Origin of the sequence: Streptomyces sp. NPDC001507 (assembly GCF_042894765.1) — a bacterium.
In the GTDB taxonomy this organism is placed as follows: domain Bacteria; phylum Actinomycetota; class Actinomycetes; order Streptomycetales; family Streptomycetaceae; genus Streptomyces.
This window is the reverse complement of record NZ_JBIAVV010000001.1, coordinates 472,774-493,064: the sequence shown is the minus strand read 5'-3', so window position 1 is coordinate 493,064 and position 20,291 is coordinate 472,774. Positions and strand designations below refer to the sequence as shown.

Annotated in this window: 19 protein-coding genes; 4 read left to right on the top strand and 15 right to left on the bottom strand. The window is 72.1% G+C overall.

Annotated elements, in window-relative coordinates; genetic code table 11:
- Window positions 1-59: 59 nt before the first annotated feature.
- The gene (locus ACFY0K_RS02320) at window positions 60-458 is read right to left on the bottom strand and encodes a DUF3592 domain-containing protein (protein ID WP_390638203.1); all 399 of its coding nucleotides are present in this window, start codon (window positions 456-458) and stop codon (window positions 60-62) included.
- 198 nt (window positions 459-656) lie between these two features.
- Between ACFY0K_RS02320 and ACFY0K_RS02315 the strand changes: the two genes are divergently transcribed.
- The 3 genes from ACFY0K_RS02315 (at window position 657) to ACFY0K_RS02305 (ending at window position 4,294) form a co-directional block, all read left to right on the top strand.
- Window positions 657-1,937, top strand: a complete 1,281-nt coding sequence (locus ACFY0K_RS02315; RefSeq protein WP_390638202.1) for an aromatic acid exporter family protein — start codon at window positions 657-659, stop codon at window positions 1,935-1,937.
- The gene (locus ACFY0K_RS02310; RefSeq protein WP_390638201.1) at window positions 1,934-2,986 is read left to right on the top strand and encodes a hypothetical protein; all 1,053 of its coding nucleotides are present in this window, start codon (window positions 1,934-1,936) and stop codon (window positions 2,984-2,986) included. The genes ACFY0K_RS02315 and ACFY0K_RS02310 overlap by 4 nt, the downstream gene beginning before the upstream one ends.
- 105 nt (window positions 2,987-3,091) lie before the next feature.
- Entirely contained in the window at window positions 3,092-4,294 is a 1,203-nt protein-coding gene (locus ACFY0K_RS02305) for a lactonase family protein (RefSeq protein ID WP_390638200.1), read from the top strand.
- On the opposite strand, the gene ACFY0K_RS02300 is transcribed toward ACFY0K_RS02305, so the two are convergent.
- Both ACFY0K_RS02300 and ACFY0K_RS02295 read right to left on the bottom strand, forming a co-directional pair.
- Window positions 4,262-4,993, bottom strand: coding sequence for a DUF2470 domain-containing protein (locus ACFY0K_RS02300; protein WP_390638199.1), 732 nt, complete (start codon window positions 4,991-4,993; stop codon window positions 4,262-4,264). The two genes, ACFY0K_RS02305 and ACFY0K_RS02300, sit on opposite strands and share 33 nt — an antisense overlap.
- A 112-nt stretch (window positions 4,994-5,105) precedes the next feature.
- Entirely contained in the window at window positions 5,106-5,711 is a 606-nt protein-coding gene (locus ACFY0K_RS02295) for a TetR/AcrR family transcriptional regulator (RefSeq protein WP_382721599.1), read from the bottom strand.
- A gap of 108 nt (window positions 5,712-5,819) precedes the next feature.
- On the opposite strand from ACFY0K_RS02295, the gene ACFY0K_RS02290 reads away from it, so the two are divergent.
- Window positions 5,820-7,367 (top strand): cytochrome P450, encoded by a 1,548-nt coding sequence (locus ACFY0K_RS02290; RefSeq protein WP_390638198.1) that lies wholly within the window; start codon window positions 5,820-5,822, stop codon window positions 7,365-7,367.
- Here ACFY0K_RS02290 and ACFY0K_RS02285 read toward each other — a convergent pair.
- From ACFY0K_RS02285 to ACFY0K_RS02230, 12 genes are all read right to left on the bottom strand, one after another.
- A complete protein-coding gene (locus ACFY0K_RS02285) occupies window positions 7,323-8,159 on the bottom strand; it encodes a pentapeptide repeat-containing protein (RefSeq protein ID WP_390638197.1) in 837 nt (278 codons plus the stop codon). The genes ACFY0K_RS02290 and ACFY0K_RS02285 overlap by 45 nt on opposite strands.
- A 9-nt stretch (window positions 8,160-8,168) precedes the next feature.
- Window positions 8,169-9,143 (bottom strand): RNA polymerase sigma factor SigJ, encoded by a 975-nt coding sequence (sigJ, locus tag ACFY0K_RS02280; protein WP_390638196.1) that lies wholly within the window; start codon window positions 9,141-9,143, stop codon window positions 8,169-8,171.
- Between the two features lie 43 nt (window positions 9,144-9,186).
- On the bottom strand, window positions 9,187-9,885 hold the full coding sequence (locus tag ACFY0K_RS02275; protein WP_390638195.1) for an NAD(P)-dependent oxidoreductase: 699 nt from the start codon (window positions 9,883-9,885) through the stop codon (window positions 9,187-9,189).
- Between the two features lie 189 nt (window positions 9,886-10,074).
- Window positions 10,075-10,971 carry an RNA polymerase sigma factor SigJ gene (gene sigJ / locus ACFY0K_RS02270; RefSeq protein ID WP_390638194.1) on the bottom strand — a complete coding sequence of 299 codons (897 nt, stop codon included), beginning with the start codon at window positions 10,969-10,971 and terminating at the stop codon, window positions 10,075-10,077.
- A gap of 79 nt (window positions 10,972-11,050) precedes the next feature.
- Window positions 11,051-12,352, bottom strand: a complete 1,302-nt coding sequence (locus ACFY0K_RS02265; RefSeq protein WP_390638193.1) for an alpha/beta fold hydrolase — start codon at window positions 12,350-12,352, stop codon at window positions 11,051-11,053.
- 97 nt (window positions 12,353-12,449) lie between these two features.
- A complete protein-coding gene (locus tag ACFY0K_RS02260) occupies window positions 12,450-13,475 on the bottom strand; it encodes a LacI family DNA-binding transcriptional regulator (protein WP_390638192.1) in 1,026 nt (341 codons plus the stop codon).
- 100 nt (window positions 13,476-13,575) lie between these two features.
- Entirely contained in the window at window positions 13,576-14,991 is a 1,416-nt protein-coding gene (locus ACFY0K_RS02255; RefSeq protein ID WP_390638191.1) for a BNR repeat-containing protein, read from the bottom strand.
- Between the two features lie 19 nt (window positions 14,992-15,010).
- Window positions 15,011-15,331, bottom strand: coding sequence for an L-rhamnose mutarotase (locus ACFY0K_RS02250; RefSeq protein ID WP_390638190.1), 321 nt, complete (start codon window positions 15,329-15,331; stop codon window positions 15,011-15,013).
- A 17-nt stretch (window positions 15,332-15,348) separates the two neighbouring features.
- Window positions 15,349-16,431: a rhamnose ABC transporter substrate-binding protein gene (gene rhaS / locus ACFY0K_RS02245; protein WP_390638189.1), complete on the bottom strand. Its 1,083-nt coding sequence runs from the start codon at window positions 16,429-16,431 to the stop codon at window positions 15,349-15,351.
- A gap of 116 nt (window positions 16,432-16,547) precedes the next feature.
- A complete protein-coding gene (locus ACFY0K_RS02240) occupies window positions 16,548-17,525 on the bottom strand; it encodes an ABC transporter permease (protein ID WP_352358555.1) in 978 nt (325 codons plus the stop codon).
- Complete coding sequence (locus tag ACFY0K_RS02235) at window positions 17,518-18,558, bottom strand: ABC transporter permease (protein ID WP_390638188.1); 1,041 nt, start codon at window positions 18,556-18,558, stop codon at window positions 17,518-17,520. The genes ACFY0K_RS02240 and ACFY0K_RS02235 overlap by 8 nt, the downstream gene beginning before the upstream one ends.
- Window positions 18,555-20,072 carry a sugar ABC transporter ATP-binding protein gene (locus tag ACFY0K_RS02230; protein WP_390638187.1) on the bottom strand — a complete coding sequence of 506 codons (1,518 nt, stop codon included), beginning with the start codon at window positions 20,070-20,072 and terminating at the stop codon, window positions 18,555-18,557. The genes ACFY0K_RS02235 and ACFY0K_RS02230 overlap by 4 nt, the downstream gene beginning before the upstream one ends.
- Window positions 20,073-20,291: the final 219 nt, after the last annotated feature.

Genomic DNA, 20,291 nt, shown 5'->3' with positions numbered 1-20,291 from the left:
GTCCGATGCCGGCCGACCCTAGCCGATCACGGCCGGCCCGGTCGCGGTGTTTTCCGGTCTCAGCCCGTCACGGCGATGAGCACTCCGAACCCCAGGAAGACCACGGCGCCGAACGTCAGGAGCACCACCGGCCCCACGACGTGCCGCCACATGCGCACCCGGGCGATCTGCGGATTCTGCGCCAGGTAGACGACCTCCACCTGGCGTCCCCTGGCCAGCCCCAGGCCGGCCCCCTGGATCCTCGGCGAGAACTCCACCCGGTACCCGAGGCGGTCCGTGAAGGCGACGACCGGGACCCACTTCGGCCCGTTCCGGTCCGTGGTGCGCACGTTGTCCACGACGAGTCCCCAGGTGCGCACCCCGTGCCGCCGCAGCCGGTGCACCACCGAGGCCTCGTGCACCGCGGCCACGAGCAGCCCCAGGCCGGCCACCGTGCACAGCACCGCGCCGAAGTTCATCGCCCCCAACCCTTCCGCCCCACCAGACCGTTCAGCACCTCGGATACAGAAGACGCGTCGGTCTGGCGTTCGGTTGCCGACGGGCGGGCGGCGCACCGGGGACCCTCCGTAATCGACTCTGGTCAAGCGGCCACCGGCGCGTGAGTGATCTGTGGAAAACACGTTCGCCGTGACGCCCGAGTGGGAACAGGCCAAGGGATGCAAAACGTACGGAAGTGGACCGAGGGGCTGTCGCGACTCCTGCGGCGGCACCGGGACCCGGTGGTCGTGCAGACGCTGCGGTCGGCCACCGCGGCCACGATCGCCTACGTCCTCGCCCTCCACCTGAGCCCTGAGCCGGCACCGCTCACCGCCCCGCTGACCGCGCTGCTGGTCGTCCAGGTGACCCTGTACGCCACCCTGACCAACGGCTTCCGCCGGGTCAACGCGGTGGTGGCCGGGGTGCTGGTCGCCATCGCCTTCAGTCAGCTGGTGGGGCTGACCTGGTGGAGCCTGGCCCTGCTGATCGTGGCCTCGCTCGCGGTGGGGCACCTGGTGCGCGTCGACGAGTACATCCCGGAGGTGGCGATCAGCGCCATGCTGGTGCTGGGGGTCACCACCATCAGCAGTACCGCGTGGGCGCGGATCGTGGAGACCCTGATCGGCGCGGTCGTCGGCATGGGCTGCAACCTGCTGCTCCCGCCGCCGGTGTGGGTGGACGAGGCCGGGGAGTCGATCGAGGGCCTGGCGCGCCGGCTGCGGCAGCTGATGCTGCGGATGGGTGAGGAGGCGGCGGAGATCATGCCCTGGCAGCAGGCCGCCGCGCGGCTGCACGAGGCCCGCCGGCTGGACCACGCCATCGTCGAGGTGGACGCGGCGCTGCGGCAGGCGGAGGACAGCCTGCGGCTCAACCCGCGGGTCCGGGAGGGCCTGCTGCACCGGGTGGTGCTGCGGACCGGCCTGGACACGCTGGAGATCTGCACGGTCGTGCTGCGTGTGCTGGCCCGCACCTTCACCGACCTGGCAAAGGCCCGCGAGCCCGAGCCGCTGTTCGCGTCGGACGCGGGTGCGGCCGTGGAACAGCTGCTGTCCCAGATCGCCGACGCCGTGGTCAGCTTCGCGGTGCTGGTGACCACGAGTATCAGCGAGAACGCCGAGTCGGCCGAGGCCCGGCTCGCCGCCGAACTGCACGCCGCGTCCGGCACCCGTGACAAGCTCGCCGAGCTGCTCCAGGACGAGGTCCGCAACGACGACCGGAACTGGCAGCTGCTCGGCGCCGTGCTGACCGAGGTCAACCGGCTCCTCGACGAGCTGGACACCGAGCACCGCACGCGCCGCCTGCTGGAGGAGCTGGACCGGGTTTCAGGGGAGCAGCGGGCCAAGCGGCCGTGGCTGACCTGGCTGCGGGAGCGGGTGGGCGTACCGGAGCGGCTGCGGCGGAACCAGGGCGGTGGTCCCGGACGTTCTCCGTCACGGGCGGGGAAGGGGGTACGCCGATGACGGACACGGCGGTGCGGATCGACGGGAACACACTGCGGCTGCCGGGCGGGGTGGCGGTGCGGTTCGTGCGCACGCTGCGGCTGCCGGAGACGGGCACGCATCTGCTGCCGCCGGGGCTCGGCGAGTTCCCCGTGCGGCGGGTGAGCGACTACCCGGACACGGTTCCGCAGGAGTGGCGGGCCCGGGGCGGGGTGATGCTGCCGGTGTACCTGCGTGAGGCGATGTGGCTGAGCTTCGCGGGTACGGCGGAACCGGCCGCGCTCCAGGTCGGCGTCGGCAAGGTGTGCGCGGTGTCCGGCGAGCCGTGGCGTGACCGGCTGTCCCGGAATCCGCAGAACTACCTGGTGCTGCCGCGCCAGCCGTGGCTGGACGGGATCAACTCCGGGAAGGGCACGGTCCGCCAGTTCGTGGCGGTGCCGCTCGGGCTGGGCGCCACGGTGGAGGGCCAGGTCACCGGCGAGGAGGTGTGGGGCGGGGTGCAGCTGCAGTCCTTCACCCTCCGGGACGGCCCGCTCGCCGAGTGGCGGCGCGCGGAGCGGTTGCGGCAGGAGCGGCTGCGGCGGGAGCGCATGCGCGGGCCCGGAGCGGCCGGCGGCTACGGCGCGGCCCTGCCGATGATGTCCGCTCTCCCCGCACCGGCCCCCGGCGCGGCTCCGGCGGCCGGGCCGGCCGGGATGGGCCTGGGCGTCGGCGGCTCGATGCGCCAGGAGGTGTACGAGGACGACCGGCCGCCGGGCGACTGGGCCGAGACCCCGGCCGGGCGCGTCTTCGTGCACCTGGTCACGCCGCCGCAGTGGCGGCGCATCACGGGCGAGGCACCCCCGCCGTCGCCGGTGGACCGGGCGGCGTACACCCGGGCGGGACTGCCCTGGTACGACTACTACGACCAGGACGCCCAGGACCTCGCCGCCCCTGACATCCTGGAGGCCGTCAAGCCGGTCGGCGACTGGCTCGGCGACGACCTGGAGCCCTGGCAGCAGCCGGACCCGGGGCAGGTGGTCCCGCTGAAGGACGCGCAGGGCAAGCCGGTGACGGGCGGCGACTGGTGAGGCCGTTGCGCCTGATGCAACGGACGTTGCCTTTCTTGCGCTGCCCCCGTGGTCCACGCCAGGGTGTGTCACGTCCGGGGTGACTCACGACCTGAGGTGCGTGGCATGGGCAGTGGTACGGCAGGGACGCGCGGCGGCTGGAGCAGGCGCCGGTTCGTCGGCGCACTGGGGGGCGTTGCCGCGGTGGTCGCGGTACCGGCGCCGGCGGCCCCGCCCGCGGAGCGGTCACGCCGGGCAGCGCGCCCGGCGGCCGCCGCCACCACGCGGACGCCCGTGGCACCCCGCCCGCTCTACCTCGGCACCTACACCTCCGTGGACGGCGGCGGCACCGGCATCGGCCTCGCCACCTACGATCCGGCGACCGGCGCGATCACCGGCACCGGCACGCTCACGGGGGTCGCCGACCCGTCGTACATGGCGGTCCACCCGGACGGCCGGACGCTGTACGCGGTGAACGAGCGCGCGGCCGGGAGCGTGACCGCCGTACGCCTGTCGGACCGCAGGATCCTGGGCAGCCGGAGCACGGGCGGGGCGGGCCCGTGTCACGTCTCGGTGCATCCGACCGGCCGCTGGCTGCTGAGCGCCAACTACACCTCGGGCAGTGTGGCCGTGCACCCGATCGACGCCACGGGCGCCCTGGGCGAGCGCACGGCCCTGGTCACGCACTCGAGCCCGGCGCCCGGACCCGGTCAGCAGGGGCCGCACGCCCACCAGTTCGTCACCAGTCCGGACGGCGGGCACGTCCTCGCCGTCGACCTCGGCACCGACACCGTCTACAGCTACCGCCTCGATCCCGCGCGGGGCACGCTCACCGAGGCCGCCCAGGCGCACACCGGGCCGGGCGCGGGCCCGCGTCACCTGACCTTCCATCCGGGCGGACGGTACGCGTACCTGGCCGACGAGGTGGGCAACACGGTCGCGGTCTGCGGTTACGACCCGGCGACCGGCCGGGTGACGGTCGGCGACCCGCAGTCCACCGGCAGCGCCGCCGGCACCACCAACTACCCGGCCGAGTTCCTGGTCACCGCGGACGGCGCCTACGCCTTTCTGGCCAACCGGGGCGACAACACGCTCGCGAGGTACGCGGTCGAGGCCGCCGGGGCCCGGCTGCGGCTGCTGGACACGGTGCCGGTGCACGGGGACTTCCCGCGCCAGATCGCCTTCTCCCCCGACGGCGGGCTGCTGTTCGCGGCCAACCAGCGGTCCGGCACCGTGAGCGTCTTCACCGTCGACCGGGGCAGCGGTGAACTCCGGCTCGCGGGCGAGCCGTTCGCGTCACCGGTCGCCGTCTGCGCGCTGCCGCTGTAGCGTCCGCGGGCAGGAGGCGGCCGCGCTCGCCTGGGCCAGCAGGGCGTGCATGCGCTCGGTGAGCTGGGAGACGTCGTCGGCGGGCGTGTGGAAGGCGAGCCGCACGTCGCCGTGGGCACGGGTGCGTTCGATGCGCAGGGTCAGTCCGTGCCGGTCCACGGCCAGGGGCTGGACGCGGGTCGCGGCGTGCAGGCTCTCGGACTCTACGAGCCGGGTGAGCCGTTCGACGGCGTCCGGGTGGGAGTCGGCGAGATGCGTGAGCAGTTCGGCCTCGGCGCCGGCCAGCGGGTCGGGCCGGGCGGCGGCGAACTCGTCGAGGTCGACGACCACCGCGCCGGAGGGCCGGTGCAGCACCACGCGGGTGGGCCGGAAGACGAGGTGCTCGCCGCTCGGGGTGAACCAGCCGGCCATCCAGAGCCGGGCCCGGATGCGGCTGCGCACCGGGACGGGCGCGACGTCGGCGAACTCCAGCACGGCGGACGGCTCGCCGCGCGGGGCGCAGATCGCGGCCGTGAGCAGGGCGCCGTCCTCGGGCACGTGCAGCAGCACCCGGCCGTCGTCGGCGACGGCGTGCGCGCCGACGTACTCCTCGCGGCCGCCGTCCGCCGTCACCGTGCACGACCACGCGACGGCCAGCAGGGACCGGGCCTGCTCCGCCGCACCGGGTCCGGCCGCCCAGGCTGCCTGTTCGTCACCCATCCCGAAACCTCCTTAGGTAAGCCTCACCTAACCTACCGAAGATCGGGGGGTACGCCAAGCACGGAGCGCGTCACCCACATGGAGGACCGGGTGAGGACAGGAACCGGGACGGTCAGGAGATGACGCCCAGCAGGGCTCGCGCGCACAGGTCCCGCACCTGTTCCCGCGTCAGCTCCTCGGTACGCAGCCACTCCAGGCAGACGTGCGTGGTGAAGGCGAGCCAGCCGCGTACCGCCAGGCGGGTGTCGGGGCGCTGCTCCAGGGCGGGGCCGAACTCGGGGTCGGCCGCGAGGGCCGCGAGGATCTGGCGCTCCTGGGCGGACTGGGCCTGCCGGTAGACGCGGCGCACGGCCTGGTCACCGGAGGCCTCCGCACGGTGGAAGGCGCGGAAGCCGTGCGCGTGCGTGTGGACGTAGTCGAGGTAGACGTCCAGGGCCGCGGTGAGCTGCTCGCGGGCGGGCACGCCGGGTTCGGCGGCCGTCATCCGCAGCATCCGCTCACTCTCCCGCTCCACGACCGCCGCGAAGAAGTCACGTTTCGTCGGAAAATAGTGGTACAGCAGCCCCCGGGAGACGCCCGCGATCTCGGCCACCTGCTCGATCCACACGTCGTCGTACGGGCTCTCCGAGAAGAGCCGGGCCCCGACCGAGAGGAGCTGCTCACGACGGGCCGCGGTGCTGAGTCTGCGGCGGCTGCGCTCGCCCTGGTTCGGGACCATGCCCGCACTTTACTTGACGTGGGTTCAACAACGGGACGAGACTGAATCCGCCTATTGAACCCACGTACAACTAGCTCAACCTGCCGCAGCATCGAGGGAGATCGCGTCATGGCGGAGACGGCCACGCAGCCGGGGACGGGGACGGACGGCCCCCTGCCGAAGGGGTTCCGGGGCGCCGAGCAGGGCTGGCCCGAGCTGCACCGCATCCCGCACCCGCCGCGCCGGCTGCCGCTCCTCGGCGACGTCCTGGGCGTCGACCGGCGCACCCCGCTGCAGGACTCCATGCGGATCGGCGGACAGCTGGGCCCGATCTTCCGGCGCAGGGCGTTCGGCAACGAGTTCGTGTTCGTGTGGGGCGCCGAGCTGGCCGCCGACATGGCCGACGAGTCGCGGTTCGCCAAGCACGTGGGGCTCGGGGTGGCCAATCTCCGTCCGGTCGCCGGGGACGGCCTGTTCACGGCGTACAACCACGAGCCGAACTGGCAGCTGGCGCACGACGTGCTGGCCCCCGGGTTCAGCCGGGAGGCCATGGAGGGCTACCACGCGATGATGGTGGCGGTGGCCGGACGGCTGACCGGCCACTGGGACCGGGAGCTGGCGGCCGGCCGCTGGGTGGACGTGCCCGGTGACATGACCAAGCTGACCCTGGAGACGATCGCCCGCACCGGGTTCGGGCACGACTTCGGCTCGTTCGAGCGGGACCGGCCGCATCCCTTCGTGACCGCGATGATCGGCACGCTCACCTATGCGCAGCGCCTGAACAGCGTGCCCGGTCCGCTGGCCCCGCTGATGCTGCGGCAGGCCGCCCGGCGCAACGCGGCCGACATCGAGTACCTCAACCGCACCGTCGACGACCTCGTCACCGAGCGGCGCCGGACCGGCCGCGGCGAGGGCGACCTGCTCGACCGGATGCTGGAGACGGCCCATCCGGAAACCGGTGAGCGGCTGTCCGCCGAGAACGTACGACGGCAGGTGATCACCTTCCTGGTGGCCGGCCACGAGACCACCTCGGGCGCGCTCTCCTTCGCCCTGCATTACCTCGCCCGGCACCCGGAGATCGCCGCCAGGGCCGCCGCCGAGGTGGACCGCGTGTGGGGCGACACGCCCGCGCCGGGCTACGACCAGGTGGCGAAACTCCGGTACGTGCGCCGGGTGTTGGACGAGTCGCTGCGGCTGTGGCCCACCGCCCCCGCCTTCGCCCGCGAGGCCCGCCAGGACACCGTGCTGGCGGGCCGGCACCCCATGCGCCGGGGTGCCTGGGCGCTGGTGCTGACGCCGATGCTGCACCGGGACCCCGAGGTCTGGGGTCCGGACGCCGAGAGCTTCGACCCGGACCGGTTCGAGGCCAAGGCGGCACGGGGCCGGGCGCCGCACACCTTCAAGCCCTTCGGCACGGGGGCGCGCGCCTGCATCGGCCGCCAGTTCGCCCTGCACGAGGCCACCCTGGTCCTCGGCCTGCTGCTGCGCCGCTACGGCCTCGGGGCCGACCCGGACTACCGGCTGCGGGTGACCGAACGGCTGACGCTGATGCCGGAGGGCCTGCGGCTGCGCCTTGAGCGGCGCACCCCCGACCCCGCCCCGGCGCCGGTGACCGTGCCGGACGCGGCCGCGTCAGAGCACGGCGACGGCTGTCCAGTGCACCGGACGGGTGACTGAGTCCGGCAGACGCGTCCGCGCGTTGCCCCGGGCCGCGTCGAGCTGGGGCTGGGTCAGGAAGAAGGCACCCGTGAGGTCCGCGTCGCGCAGGTCGGCGTCGCGCAGGTCGGCGCCGATCAGGTCCGCGTCCCGCAGGTCGGCCCCGGTGAGGTCGGCGGCGATGAGGTAAGCCCCACGCAGGCTCGCCCCGCGCAGGTCGGCGCCCCGGAGCCGGGCACCCATCAGATCGGCACCCCGCCGGTCCTTCCTCTTCCCGCGCACCCCCGCCCGGGCCAGCTCGCTGGTCCGCAGCAGCAGCACGTTGACCTCCTGCCGGTGCGCGGCCGCGTCCAGGGCGGCCAGCTCCTCGGGCGTACCGAGACTCAGCTCCTCGGTCTTCCGCAGCGCGGCACGCAGATCGGCGTGGACGGGCCGGGCCGCGGCCAGCCCCAGGGCCTCCGTCAGATACCAGAGCAGTTCGTGCAGTTGGCGTACGACCGGGAACGCCTCGAACATCCGGCGGGCGTCCTCCCCGGACCCGCGCCGCCAGTCCCGGCCGCCGAAGGTGACCTGCGAGACCTTCTGCCCCGCGCCGAGGCAGTCGTAGACCGTACAGCCGGCGAACCCGCGCTGCCGCAGTTCGGCGTGGATGCCGCAGCGGTGGTCGCCGCCCAGGTTCGCGCAGGGCTTTCCGGCGGGCTTGCCGACCGCGAAGTCCGCCGACGCGGCGAACGGCAGGGCGACACAGCACAGCCCGAAACAGCGGGCACAGTCCCCACGCAACCGAGCCGGTTCGGATATGTGTTCTGACATCCGGCCAGCCTACTGATCGGTGCCGACCTCGTCCGCGTCCGGTCGTACATGGGTGAGCTTGGCCGGGTTGGTGACGACGTAGACGCCGCAGACCTGGTCGCCGTCCGGGGTGAGATCCATGACCATCACGGCGTACGGGGAGTCGTCCGAGAACAGCACCGCCGCGTCGTCGCCGTTGACGCTGCGGTAGTGGACGTCCAGGTCCCCGGCGCGCCGTGAGGCGTAACCGGCGAGCATGCGGGCGGCCTTCTCCCGGCCCTGGACGGGGCGCAGCCCTGCCGCCTGCCGGGCGCCGCCGCCGTCGATCCACACCGTCACGTCAGGGGCGAGGATCTCCAGGAGCGCCTGGAGATCGCCGCCGAGGGCGGCCGCGACGAACCGCTCGGTCGCCTCCCGCCGCACCCGGGGACGGGCGCGGTAGCGGGGGCGACGGGCCTGCACGTGGGCGCGGGCCCGGTGGGCGACCTGACGGACGGCGGCGGGGCTGCGGTCGAGCATGCCGGCGATCTCGGTGTGGGCATAGCCGAACACCTCGTGGAGGACGAACACGGCGCGTTCCAGCGGGGTGAGGGTCTCCAGGACCACCAGCATCGCCAGGGAGACCGAGTCGCCGCGGACCGTGTGGTCGGCGGTGTCCGGGGCGAGGCCGGTGGTGGCGTCGGTCACCAGTGGTTCGGGCAGCCAGGGACCGACGTACGTCTCACGGCGCGAGGCGATGGCGGTCTGCCGGGCAAGGGCGTGGTTCACGGCGACGCGGACGAGATAGGCGCGCGGGTTGCCGATCTCCGCCAGCGGCGCCCGGCGGTTCTTGCCGGACCAGGACAGCCAGGTCTCCTGGAGCACGTCCTCGGTGTCGGCGACACTGCCGAGCATGTTGTAGACGACGGAGAACAGCAGTTCGCGGTGGTCGACGAAGACGCGTGTCGGCGCGTGTGCCGGGCCGTCCTGCGGGCTGCCGGCGTCCGGTCGGCGGGGCGCGGACATGGTCACCCCTGATCCTGGTAGCAGGGCTCGGTCGGTTCCGGGCTCACTTGCTGCCTCCGAACGCCTCGTTCCGGATGACGTCGAGGATGCCCGGGACGCCTTCCGTGGTGCGGACGTCGACGAAGGAGCCCACATGCAGATCACCGACCGCCTCCGTCAGCAGCGCGTTCCCCAGATCCGCGCGCGAGGTGAAGCGGCCGGGCAGGCGCGAGGTGGCGACCTGGTAGTCGCTGACGGTATCCGCGTCGAAGAGACCGGCGGGGCGGACGACGGTCCACCGGTGATCGCCGTCGCGCACGATCTCCTCCATGCGCCGCATGTCCTCGTACACGGTGCGCCCCATGGTGCGCGCGATGAGCGGTTCGAGCACCTTGCGGAAGAAGTAGGTCTCGCCGGGGGCCGGCACCCCGAAGAGCACGGTGGAGGACACGCAGACGAGGCGACGGACGCCGTGCTCCGTCATGGCCCGGGTGATGTGGGTGATGCCCTCGGAGTACACGGTGACGGGCTGCCGGCTGTACGGCACTCCGAGCGTCGAGATCACCGCATCCTGCCCGGCCACGGCGCGTGCCACGGCGCCCGGGTCGAGCACGTCCGCTCCGGCCACCCGCAGTCGTGGGTCGCTCAGCGGGAACTCCGCGGGGCGGCGGGTGACGGCGGTGACCGTGTGTCCTTCGGCGACCGCCTGCGCGGTGACCTGCCGGCCGGTCGGCCCGTTCGCCCCGAATACGACGAGTTTCACGCGTTTCCCCTCTCAAGGTGGTCCTGCCCTATGGGAGGGGCCCGACGCCAGGGAATGTGGCATCCCGCCGCCACATGCCGGTCGACCGTCCAGGACGTGCGATACGACGAGCGGCACACGCATCCCGCTCTCGGACCAGGAGGCGCTCGGGCGGCCGACCGCCCCCGGCCGGCGCCGTCTGAACGGCCGTCAGTCGTTCCCGGCGGTGAAGTCCAGGCGGTCCAGCCGCCCGGGGTCGGCGAGGATGTACATCTCGGTGATCCGGCCGTCGGCGACGGTGACCGCCATGACGGAGAGCGGGCGGCCCTCGGGCGCGGTGACCATGCCGACGGTGCCGTTGACCAGGGCGAGGTGTGCCGCCTCGGCGAACTGCCTGAAGGTGAGCGCCTGTTCGGCCACCGGCCGCGCCCCGCGCAGCACCTTGGACGCGGCGGCGCCGCGCACCAGGGCGCCCGCGTCGACGCGCAGCACCACGTCCGGGTGGAGCAGCGCGACCAGCGCCTCGAAGTCGCCGTCCCGGGAGGCTGCAAGGAAGGCGTCGAGAACCCGGCGCTGCCTGCCGAGGTCCGGGTCGGCCGAGGGTGCGGCCCCCTGGACCCGGCGGCGGGCCCGGCTGGCCAGCTGGCGGGTGGCCGCCGAACTGCGTTCCACGATCGGCGCGATGTCGTCGAAGGGCACCGCGAACAGGTCGTGCAGGACGAACGCCAGCCGCTCGGCGGGCTCCAGCGTCTCCAGGACGATGAGGAGGGCGAGCCCGACGGAGTCCGCCTCCAGCACCTCCTGTTCCGGGTCGATGCCCGGCAGCGGCCTGATCACCGGGTCGGGGACGAACGTCTCGTCGATGGGCTGCTCGCGGCGCGCGGCACGGGAGCGCAGCATGTCGAGGCAGACCCGGCCGACCACCGTGGTGAGCCAGCCGCCCAGGTTCCTGATCTCGTCCGCGTCGGTGCGGCCCAGTTTGAGCCAGGCCTCCTGCACGGCGTCGTCGGCCTCGGCGAGCGAGCCGAGCATCCGGTAGGCCACCGCGCGCAGCTGGCCGCGGTGTTCCTGGAAGCGGTCGGCCAGCCGTTCCGTGTCCGTGTTCATGACGTTCGTGTCCCCCGTTCGTCCACGGCCGCAGACTATGCGGACCCGCCGCACCCGCAACCTGTTTTGCCGGCGGCGGTCACACCTCGTCGCGGACGAGGGCGAGGAGCCGGTCCAGGACCCGGGGGGCGCCGGCGCGCAGTCCGTCGTGCTCGAACTCGTCGGTGACCCAGGTGCGCAGGCCCCGTACGGCCCGGGCGGTCGCCAGCGAGTGCCCGGCGTCGACGTACATGTCGTCGTGGTAGACGGCGGCGGCGACCGGGACCTCGTTGGCGGCCAGGCGGGCCGGGTCGTAGAGCGGCTGCCAGTCGGTGCGGGCGGCGAGCAGGTCGGCCGCCGCCTTCAGGGGCCGCAGGGCCGGGTCGGTCTCGAACATCCAGGGGTGCACGGTCTCCCCGGTGAACAGCACCGGGGCGTCGCCCGCGAGCGCCTTGGCCGCGTCGAACTGCGGGAACTCGGCGCGCACCCGCTCGGCCGCCCAGGCGGTGGGGCGGGCGTCCTGGCCGTAGAGCGGCTCGTGGACCAGGGCGTACAGCGGGTTGCTCGCGTACGACAGCAGGCCCTGGACCTGCTCCTGGAAGGCGTCGGAGAGCTCCAGGCCGGACGGGGTGCGGACGAAGGCGTCCTCCAGGAGGAAGTGCAGGCGGTGGCTGCCGTCGCTCATGCCCAGCATCAGGCCGAGGGACTGGAAGGCCTCGACGGTGAGCCGGTAGCCGTTCGGCAGCTGGGTCTCGCACTCCAGGAGGTGCTCGGCGATCCGGCGGGCCCGCTCGACGTCCTGCGGGTAGCGGTCGTAGTGCGCGGCGACCTTGCGCTCGATGCGCGGGTAGGCGGCGCGGTAGACGTCGTCGGCGTGCGCGTCCAGGGCGGGCAGGCCGCCGGTGATCAGGGAGGTCTGGAGTCCCTCCGGGAAGAACGACAGATAGGTGACCGTGCAGAAGCCGCCGAAGCTCTGGCCGAGGGTCGTCCAGGGGGCGCCGCCGGTGACCTGCGGGCGGATCGCCTCGCAGTCCCGGACGATCGAGTCGGCGCGGAAGCGGGCGAGGTAGTCGGCCTGGGCGGCCGGGCCGCCGCGCAGCGGGAGGGTCTGCCGGTTGACCGGGGTGGAGCGGCCGGTGCCGCGCTGGTCGAGGAGCAGGACACGGTAGTCGGCCAGCGCCCGGTCGAGCCAGGCCTGCCGTCCGACGAAACGATTCGCTCCGAAGCCCGGACCGCCCTGGAGGTACAGCAGCCAGGGCAGCTCCTGGTCCGCCTTGCCGCTCGCGACCACCTCCCGGGCGTACAGCTCGACGGTCTCACCGTCCGGGTCCGCGTGGTCGAGGGGGACGGTGAAACGGCGGTCGGTGAGGACGACGCCGGGCTGGCGGTAGCTGAGGCTCAACGTTTCTCCCGGGACGGACGGACGGTCGCGTCCCAGTTCAGCACACGTTCCTGGCGGAACCGCCCCCCGGATCATGAAATCGTTACTGAATAACGGATCAGCGGGCGGCGAGGCTGGAGCGCCGCACCACCAGTTCCGGCTGGAGCACCACCCGGCGGTGCTCGTGCGCCGCCTGTCCCTCGCGTTCCTCGGTCTCCTCCAGGAGAAGCTCCGCGGCCATCGCCCCCATGGTGACGGCGGGCTGGCGGACGGAGGTCAGCGGTACGGCGGCCGCGGCGGCGAACTCGATGTCGTCGTAGCCGACGATCGCGAGGTCGTCCGGGACGACCACCCCGGCCGCGTACATGGCCTGGAGGAGGCCGAGGGCGAGGAGGTCGTTGGCACAGAAGACGGCGGTGGGCCGGTCGGCGAGGCCGAGCAGGCGGGCGCCCGCGTCGCGCCCGGCGGCCACGTCGAGCCGCTCGGTCGGCAGCTCGCGCAGCGCGCCCTCGCCGAGCCCGGCCTCGGCGAGGGCGTTCAGGGCGCCGGTGCGGCGGTCGCGGACCTGGTTGAGGCCGGGCGGCCCGCTGACGTACGCGATCGAGCGGTGCCCGGCGTCGACGAGATGGCGCACGGCCAGCGCGCCGCCCGCCACGTCGTCGACGCTGACCGAGCACTCGGTGACGCCCTCGGCGACCCGGTCGACGAGCACGAAGGGGATGCCGTGCCGGCGGAAGGTCTCGATGTTGCGGCCGGTGGCGTCCGCCGGGGTGAGCAGGACGCCGCGCACCCGCTGCTCGGCGAAGAGCGAGAGGTACTCGGCCTCCTCGCCGGCGTTCTGCGCGCTGTTGCAGACCATCACCCCGAGCCCGGCGTCCCGGGCGGCCCGCTCGGCGCCGCGGGCCACGTCCACGAAGAAGGGGTTGCCCATGTCGAGGACGAGCAGGCCCATGATCCGGCTGCGGCCCGCGCGCAGCTGGCGCGCGGACTCGCTGCGGACGTAGCCGAGCCGGTCGATCGCCGACTGCACCCGTGCCCTGGTCTCGTCGGCGACGGTGTCCGGGCGGTTGATGACGTTCGAGACCGTGCCCACCGAGACGCCGGCGGCGCGGGCGACGTCCTTGATACCCACCGACTGGGCCATCGGTCGAGACCTCCAGGAAACTTGGACGGCGCCTTCACGGCACGGAAGGGCACATCCGGAAGGGCTTCACATTACGACATGACTCGCACACCGGTCCGGGTCAGGCGGGCAGGGCGAAGTCGACGACGTGGAGCGCGGAGGGTGTCGTACCGCTCGACGTCTCCTGGTACATGAACGACAGCACGTTGTCGGCCTTGGCCCGCAGCTCGTCGACGACGACCTCGCCGAAGGCGTTCAGGCCGCTGCCGTCGTGGAGCAGCGCCCAGTCGGAGTAACCGGAGGCCTTGGACGCGCCGGCGATCCGGCCGTAGGGGAGGACGGCGTAGGCGTTGTCGTACGTGTCCAGGACCAGCTTGGTGCGCTGGCTGGAGTTGAGGGCGACCGGGATCTCGGTCTTCTGCCAGGTGCCGGCGGAGTTCTTGCGGAGGTGGAAGGCGCGGCCGTTCGCGGTGCGGTCGGCGACGTAGTCCGTGGTGCACTGGCCGAAGCGGCCGGGGACGTAGCTGATGATGGCGTGCGGCAGGCCGGCGGAGTCGGTCCACTGGCTCTCCTGGTTCATCAGGGAGTGGTCCGGGTCGAGGGAGTCGACGACCAGCCCGGAGTCGGTGACGGCGACGGTGTCCGAGCTGCCGGTGGTGGCGACCAGGGCGCCCGCGTCGTTGCGCCAGGTGCGGCCGCGGTCGGTGGAGTGGACGTAGCCGGTGTCGTGGTTGGTGATGCCACCGCTGCTGCACATGACGGACGCCGACTGCTCACGCCAGGTGAAGAAGGCGTGCAGCCGCCCGCCGGCGTCGTAGTCGATGCCGTGCAGGTACATGTTGCGGGCGGTCGACGACCCGTGCGCGCTCGTGTACGTCCCGGTGGAGCTGCTCCACTCCCCCAGCGCGGTCCAGCCCGAACCGTCGTACTCCGCAAGGGCGTTACGGCCGTTCCCGGAGACCCCCACCCGGTAGCTGAGCTGGAGCCCGCCCTCGGGGGTCTGCACGAACTGCGGATACGTGAACTGCGAGGTGAGCGGCAGCCCGTCCAGCGAGGTCTGTACGGCGCCGAGGACGGCCGGGGTCCAGGGCGTGGTCCCGGGGTCGTCCAGCAGCCCGGCCACCGACTTCACGTAGAAGAAGCCGTCGCTGTGCGAGTCCATGGTGATGTGGAGCCGGCCGTCGATCCTCGAGACTCCCATGGAGATGACGTTGTGCGAGTCGCTGGACTTCAGCCGGTGGGCGAGGGTCACGGCCGACCAGGACGAGCCGCCGAGAACCCGGCGCCCGATCACCGCGGCGCCGGTGGAGGTGTACCAGGCGGCGTACTGGTGGCCCTGGTACGTGAACAGGCCGTTCTTCTGGAACGAGTTGTTGTTGACCAGGCCGTCGTAGGAGACGAAGTAGATCGCCTGGGCGTCGAGTCGGGTGGTCTGCTGCTTGCTCACCGACGGTCCGGGGCCGGCCGCACGGGCGGTGCCCGCGGGGGTGGCCAAGGCGCCGGCGAACGCGGCACCGAGCACGGTACGTCTCTTCACGAGCGGCTCCTGTCGTGGTTCAGGCGAGGTGGAACACTTCGGTGAGCGGTTTCATCGCCTCGTCGGGACGGGCGCCGTCGAGGGCTTCGAAGAAGGGTGCCATCGCGGCCTGCCAGCGGGCGTTGACCTCGGTGGCCTCCATGCCGGCGCGAGCGGCCTCGAAGTCCTCCGTCTCCAGGTAGCCGACCAGCAGGCCGTCGTCACGCAGGAAGAGCGAGTAGTTGTGCCAGCCGGTGGCGGAGAGCGCTGCGCGCATCTCCGGCCACACGGCGGCGTGCCGCTCGCGGTACTCGGCGAGGCGGTCCTGCCGGACCTTGAGGAGGAAACAGACCCGCTGCATCAACGCTCCCTGACGACCTAGAAGTTGAACTGGTCGATGTTCTTCGCGTCGAACACGGTCGGCTTGCCGAGGCTGATCACCCCGTCCTTGCCGATGGTGTACGTGGTGTCGCCGGCCCTGAAGGTCTCGCCCTCCTTGCCGGTGATCTGCCCGGAGACGAGCGCGACGGCGGTGCGGGCGGCGAGGTCGCCGAGCTTGGCCGGGTCCCACAGCTCGAAGCCCTCGACAGTGCCGTTCTTGACGTACTGCCGCATGTCGTTGGGCGTGCCGAGGCCGGTCAGCTTCACCTTGCCCTTGTACTTGGAGCCGGAGAGGTACTGGGCGGCCGCCTTGATGCCGACGGTGGTCGGGGAGATGATCCCCTTGAGGTCCGGGTACTGCTGGAGCAGGCCCTGGGTCTGCTGGAAGGACTGCTGGGCGTCGTCGTTGCCGTAGGCGATCTTGACCAGCTTGACGTTCTTGTACTTCGGGTCCTTCAGCTCCTCCTTCATGTACCCGATCCAGGTGTTCTGGTTGGTCGCGGTCTGCGCGGCGCTCAGGATCGCGATCTCGCCCTTGTACCCGATCTGTTCGGCGAGCAGCTGCACCTCGGTACGGCCGAGGTCCTCGGCGCCGGCCTGCGAGACGAAGGCGTTGCGGCAGCCGGCGTTGGTGTCGGAGTCGTAGGTGACGACCTTGATGCCGCTGCTCATGGCCTGCTTGAGCGCGGTGCACAGGGCGCCGGGATCCTGCGCGGACACGGCCATGGCATCGACCTGCTGCTGGGTGAGCGTGTTGACGTAGCTGACCTGCCCGGAGGTGTCGGTCGCGCTGGACGGCCCGACCTCCTTGTACTTGCTGCCCAGTTCGGTGAGCGCCTTCTCGCCGCCCTTGTCGGCGGAGGTGAAGTACGGGTTGTTGACCTGCTTGGGCAGGAACCCGACAGTGAGCCCCTTCTTCAGCGCCGCGTTCGGATCGGCCTTGGCGGTGGAGGTGGCGGCCGACGTCTCGTCACTGCCGGAGTTGTTCTTGGTGGTGCCACCGCAGGCGGTGGCTGCGAGGGCGAGGGAGGACACGGCGGCGAGGGCCACGCAGGCACGCCGGAGGGACGACTTACGCATGACGGTTCCTTTTTTGAGTAACGGCTCTGGGAACGCCCCCGTTCGGGGGCGCGGGACTGCGTTGCATGTGCGGCTCCGCCGCGCGAGCGCGACCAGCCACACACGGCCCGCAGTGTTCAGACGGCCTTCGCACCCCTGTGCCTGGCAAGGGCGATCTGTCGGGCGACCCTCGGGCCAAGCACCGAGACAACCAGCAACACACCGGTCACGACGATCTGAGACTGCGCGGAGACATTCAGCAGACTCATCACGTTCTGCAACGCCCCGAGGAGAAACACCCCGGCAATCGCGCCGCCCAGAGTCCCCTTGCCCCCGTCGAAGTCGATGCCACCCAGCAACACCGCTGCCACAACGGAGAGTTCGAGGCCGGTCGCGTTGTCGTACCGCGCGCTCGCGTAGTGCAGCGCCCAGAAGACCCCCGTCAGAGAGGCCATGAACCCGGTCGCGACGAACAGGATCAGCTTGTGGCGCTTGACGCGGATGCCCGCGAACCGCGCCGCCTCCTCGCTCGCCCCCACCGCGAACAGCGACCGCCCGAACGGGGTGGCGTGCAGCACCACCACGGCGATGACGAGCAGCACCAGGAAGGGCAGGAAGGCTCGCGGCAGGAACGTGTCACCGAGCCGGCCCGCCGCGAAGTCCAGGTACTGCGTGGGAAAGTCGGTCACCGCGTCGGAGCCGAGCACGATCTGGGCGATGCCCCGGTAGGCCGCGAGCGTGCCGATGGTGACGGCGAGGGAGGGCAGCCCGAGGCGGGTCACCAGCAGCCCGTTGACCAGTCCGCAGGCCACGCCCAGCAGCAGGCACAGCGGGATGATCGTCTCGATCGCCATGCCCTCGTTCCAGAGCCTGCCCATGACGGCGCCCGAGAGCCCGGCGGTCGACGCGACCGAGAGGTCGATCTCACCGGCCACCACCAGCAGGGTCATCGGCAGGGCGATCAGCGCGATCGGCAGGGTGTTGCCGATCAGGAACGACAGGTTGAGCGAGTTCCCGAAGCCGTCGACGAAGCCGAACGACAGCAGCAGGAGGACGATCAGCAGCGCGCCGACGACCGTGTCCCAGCGGACCGCGCGGGTCAGGGAGTCAGGCATGGCGGATGCTCCTCTTCTTCAGGGCGGCGGCCACCCGCAACGCGACGATCCGGTCGACGGCGATGGCGAGCAGCAGCAGGCAGCCGTTGATGGCGAGCACCCACACGGAGCTGACCCCGAGGGCCGGCAGCACGCTGTTGACGGAGGTGAGCAGCAGCGCGCCCAGCGCGGCGCCGTACACGCTCCCGGAGCCGCCGGTGAAGACCACGCCGCCGACCACCACGGCGCTCACGACGGTGAGTTCGTAACCGGTGCCGGTGCCGGAGTCGACGTTCCCGAACCGCGCGAGGTACATCGCCCCGGCGAGCCCCGAGAGGGCGCCGCAGAAGGTGTACGCGGTGAGGATCCGCTTGCGGACCGGGATGCCGGCCAGCCGGGCGGCCTCGGGGTTGGAGCCGAGGGCGTACAACTCCCGTCCGCTGCGGAAGTGTTTGAGGTAGTAGGCCGTGGCGACCAGCACCGCCAGGGCGATCAGGGCCGGCCAGGGGATCGCCGACAGGCCGCCGGAGCCGAAGTCGACGAAGGAGCCGGGCAGGTCGGCGGCCGTGATCTGCCGGGAGCCGACCCAGATGGAGTCGACGCCCCGGATGATGTAGAGCGTGCCGAGGGTGACGACGAGCGCGGGCACCTGGCCGAGGCTCACCAGCAGGCCGTTGAGCAGGCCGCAGCCGATGCCTAGGAGCACGGCGAGCAGGATCGCGACGACCGGGTTGCCGCCGCCGTGCAGGTAGTCGCCGACGGCGAAGGCGGTGACACCAAGGGTGGAACCGACCGACAGGTCGACGTTCCTCGTGATCACCACCAGGGACTGGCCGGTGGCGACCAGCACCAGGATGGTGGCGTTGAGCAGCAGGTCCTTGATGCCCTGCGCGGAGAGGAACTGGCTGTTGCCGGCCTGGGTGACGGCGATCATCACCAGGAAGACGACGAGGATGGCGAGTTCACGCATCTTGAAGACGCGGTCGACGAGCCGGGTCCCGGCGGACTCGGGCGTCTTTGCGACGGGGGTCTGCTCGGAGGCGGTCACCGTCATGCGGCGGCCCTCCCGGTCGCTGCGGCCATCACGGTTTCCTCGCTGGCTTCGGAGCGTGGGATCTCGGCGGTGATCCGTCCCTCGTGCATCACCAGCACGCGGTCGGCCATGCCGAGGATCTCGGGCAGGTCGGAGGAGATCATCAGGACGGCCACCCCGTCGGCGGCCAGCTCGCCCAGGAGCCGGTGCACTTCGGCCTTCGTACCGACGTCGATGCCACGGGTCGGCTCGTCGACGATCAGCACCTTCGGGCCGGTCGCGAGCCATTTGGCGAGGACGACCTTCTGCTGGTTGCCGCCGGAGAGGGTGGAGACGGCGTCGGCGATCCGGGCGTACTTCACCTGGAGCCGGACCGCCCAGTCCAGGGAGCGGCTGCGTTCGGCGCCCCGGTCGACGAGGCCCGCCCTCACGGTCGTACGCAGTCCGGTCAGGCCTATGTTCCGCTCGATGGACATGTCCATCACCAGACCCTGGGCGCGCCGGTCCTCGGGGACGAGGGCGAGGCCGGCGGACATCGCGACGGAGGGTGCGCCGCTGGTCAGCCGCCGTCCCCGGACCTCGACCTCGCCGGCGTCCCAGCGGTCGACGCCGAACACCGCGCGGGCGACCTCGGTGCGGCCGGCGCCGACCAGACCGGCGAGGCCGACGATCTCACCGGACCGCACCTCGAAGGAGATGTCCGTGAAGACGCCCTCGCGGGTCAACCGCCGCACGCTCAGGGCGACTTCGCCGGGGCTGACGTCCTGCTTGGGGTACAGCTCGTCCAGCTCCCGGCCGACCATCCGGCGGACCAGGTCGTCCTCGGTCATGCCGTCGACGAGCTCGCTGGCGATCCGGGCGCCGTCCCGGAGGGTGGTGACCCGGCGGCAGATCTGGAAGATCTCCTCCAGGCGGTGCGAGATGAACAGCACGGCGGCGCCCTGGTCGCGCAGGGTGCGGACGACACCGAAGAGACGGGCGACCTCGCTGCCGGTGAGCGCCGCCGTCGGCTCGTCCATGATCAGGACCCGGGCCTCGAAGGAGAGCGCCTTGGCGATCTCGACGATCTGCTGGTCGGCGATGGACAGGCCGCGGGCGGGGCGGTCGGGGTCGAGGGCGACGCCGAGCCGCTTCATCAGGGCGGCGGTGGCCGCGCGGGTGGCCTTGTGGTCGATCCGGCCGAGGGCGCGCCGGGGCTGACGGCCCATGAAGATGTTCTCGGCGATCGACAGGTCGGGGAAGAGCGTGGGCTCCTGGTAGATCACGGCGATTCCGGCGTCGCGGGCGTCGCCGGGGCCGTGGAGGACGACGGGCCCGCCGTCGAGCAGCACCTGCCCGGCGTCCGGCCGGTGCACTCCGGCGAGCGTCTTGATCAGCGTCGACTTGCCCGCGCCGTTCTCCCCGGCGAGGGCGTGCACCTCGCCGGGGAACAGCTCCAGGGAGACGTCCCGCAGGGCGCGCACGGCACCGAAGGACTTGGAGACGTCCTTCAGCGCCAGCACCGGGGCCGGTCCCGTGTCGGACGGGTGGGTCATGGGGACTCCTCGACGACACCGGCGAGGCGGTGGGGCACCGGACCTCACGGCGTCGTGAAAGGTTTCAACTGGATTGCCGGGACCGTAGGCACCACGGGCATGTCACGTCAATGGGTCCGTGTCGAAAAAATTTCGATAGCCGAAGTTCACGGCGGAGTCACGGGGGACAGGGTTGGTCGTAGTGCTTGACACCCCTGCGAGAGGCTCATACTTTGCGGT